The 1,609-nt window shown below is 34.2% G+C and carries 3 protein-coding genes and 1 pseudogene; 2 read left to right on the plus strand and 2 right to left on the minus strand.

Features of this window, described 5'->3' with window-relative positions:
* Positions 1–331, plus strand: a pseudogene (locus tag J582_RS25080) (hypothetical protein); the annotation flags it as partial.
* A gap of 8 nt (positions 332–339) precedes the next feature.
* Positions 340–891, plus strand: coding sequence for a macro domain-containing protein (locus J582_RS25085; RefSeq protein WP_000755487.1), 552 nt, complete (start codon positions 340–342; stop codon positions 889–891).
* 1 nt (position 892) lies between these two features.
* Here J582_RS25085 and J582_RS25090 read toward each other — a convergent pair whose 3' ends face one another.
* Both J582_RS25090 and J582_RS25095 read right to left on the minus strand, forming a co-directional pair.
* Positions 893–1,279 carry a type II toxin-antitoxin system death-on-curing family toxin gene (locus tag J582_RS25090; RefSeq protein WP_000053135.1) on the minus strand — a complete coding sequence of 129 codons (387 nt, stop codon included), beginning with the start codon at positions 1,277–1,279 and terminating at the stop codon, positions 893–895.
* Positions 1,276–1,455, minus strand: a complete 180-nt coding sequence (locus tag J582_RS25095) for a hypothetical protein (protein ID WP_001231652.1) — start codon at positions 1,453–1,455, stop codon at positions 1,276–1,278. Before J582_RS25095 ends, J582_RS25090 begins: the two co-directional genes overlap by 4 nt.
* Positions 1,456–1,609: the final 154 nt, after the last annotated feature.

Consider the following 1,609-nt stretch of genomic DNA (forward strand, 5'->3'; position numbering starts at 1 on the left):
TGAGATGGACTTTTTTCATATTGAAGTTTTGAGACCCAAAGTAATTTTATTTATGGGTAGTAAGCTTATTAATTTTCTGAGAAATATAGATGTTTGGGATAGGTTTACTGCTATTGTTGGTCCAGAAATAGAACCCTTAAAAATGGTACAAAAAACAGATTTTGATGGTACTCGATTTAAAGTTTACTTTGATAATTTTGAACAATGCCAAGTTGTGTGCTTACCACATCCATCTAGTAGTAGAGGTCTATCTGATGAATATATCAAATTATTTGAACCAGAATTAGGAACAATCATTACTGAATATAAGAAACAAAAGGGTATTCTATAAAACTAATTATGAAAAAAGTCCATCTCATCCAAGCAGATATAACAGCTTTTGCTGTACATGCCATCGTTAACTCAGCAAATAAATCTTTGCTTGGTGGTGGGGGACTTGATTATGTAATTCATAAAAAAGCTGGACCATTGATGAAAGAAGAATGTGTTCGTCTAAATCAAGAAAAAGGTGGATGCCCTACAGGTCAAGCAGAAGTAACAACAGCAGGTAATCTGCCTGCTAAATACCTTATTCATGCGGTTGGACCACGATGGTTAGATGGCGAACACAATGAGCCACAATTGCTTTGTGATGCTTATAGTAATGCACTATTCAAAGCTAATGAAATTCATGCACTCACTGTTTCTTTTCCATGTATTAGTACAGGTGTTTATGGTTTTCCACCTCAAAAGGCTGCTGAAATTGCGATTGGCACTATACTCTCTATGTTGCCTCAATATGATCATGTTGCAGAAGTATTTTTTATCTGCCGAGAGGATGAAAATTATTTAATTTATAAGAATCTTTTATCGAATATCGATGATCCAAATATTCAGATTCTGATTTCTTAGTTTAAATTATCGAAAGCTCGTATAAGAATTCAGCCACAATTTTGGCTAATAATTCATGTTCTTCTTGTGATTCAACAATATCGACCATCAAATCATCTAAACCTGTTTGTTCCTGAATGGTAACACCTTGAATTTCGAGATAAGTCAGCATTACAGCTAAACCAGTTCTTTTATTACCATCAACAAAAGCATGACCTTTTGAGATAGCTATACCAAACCATGCTGCGATCTCAAAAATGTCGCTTACATTACTGTAATACATCTGCTGATCTATACGGCTTAATACGCTTTCTAGCTTTTCAATATGACAGCCTATTCGCCCTACGCCAGTTTGTAATAGGATCTCATCATGCACAGCAATGACGAATGTTGAGCTAATCAAACTCATTTATAAGCAAGCTCTTGGATTTCAGCTTTATGCTGATTAATGACTCGTTTTGCACTATGCATCACAACACGTTTAGTCGCTTCGTCATTGCTAAATTGGATTGGTAATACTTGACCCGAAACCTTTTCACGATTTGAAATTTGATCAAGGCTATAGTCTTTTAAACGCTTTCTCATCTTCATACCCCTATTAAAAGAGAATTTCATTTTAGCCTAAATTAAACAATTAAGTACGATAGTGAGGATCTTTTCTTGGAATAGCATTTTCTGAATCTATATCAAAGAAATCATAAATTTTAGTGGCTGTTACTGTGTTAAATAATTTTTTGTC

The sequence above is a fragment of the Acinetobacter sp. 1566109 genome (genome assembly GCF_000582255.1).
In the GTDB taxonomy this organism is placed as follows: domain Bacteria; phylum Pseudomonadota; class Gammaproteobacteria; order Pseudomonadales; family Moraxellaceae; genus Acinetobacter; species Acinetobacter nosocomialis.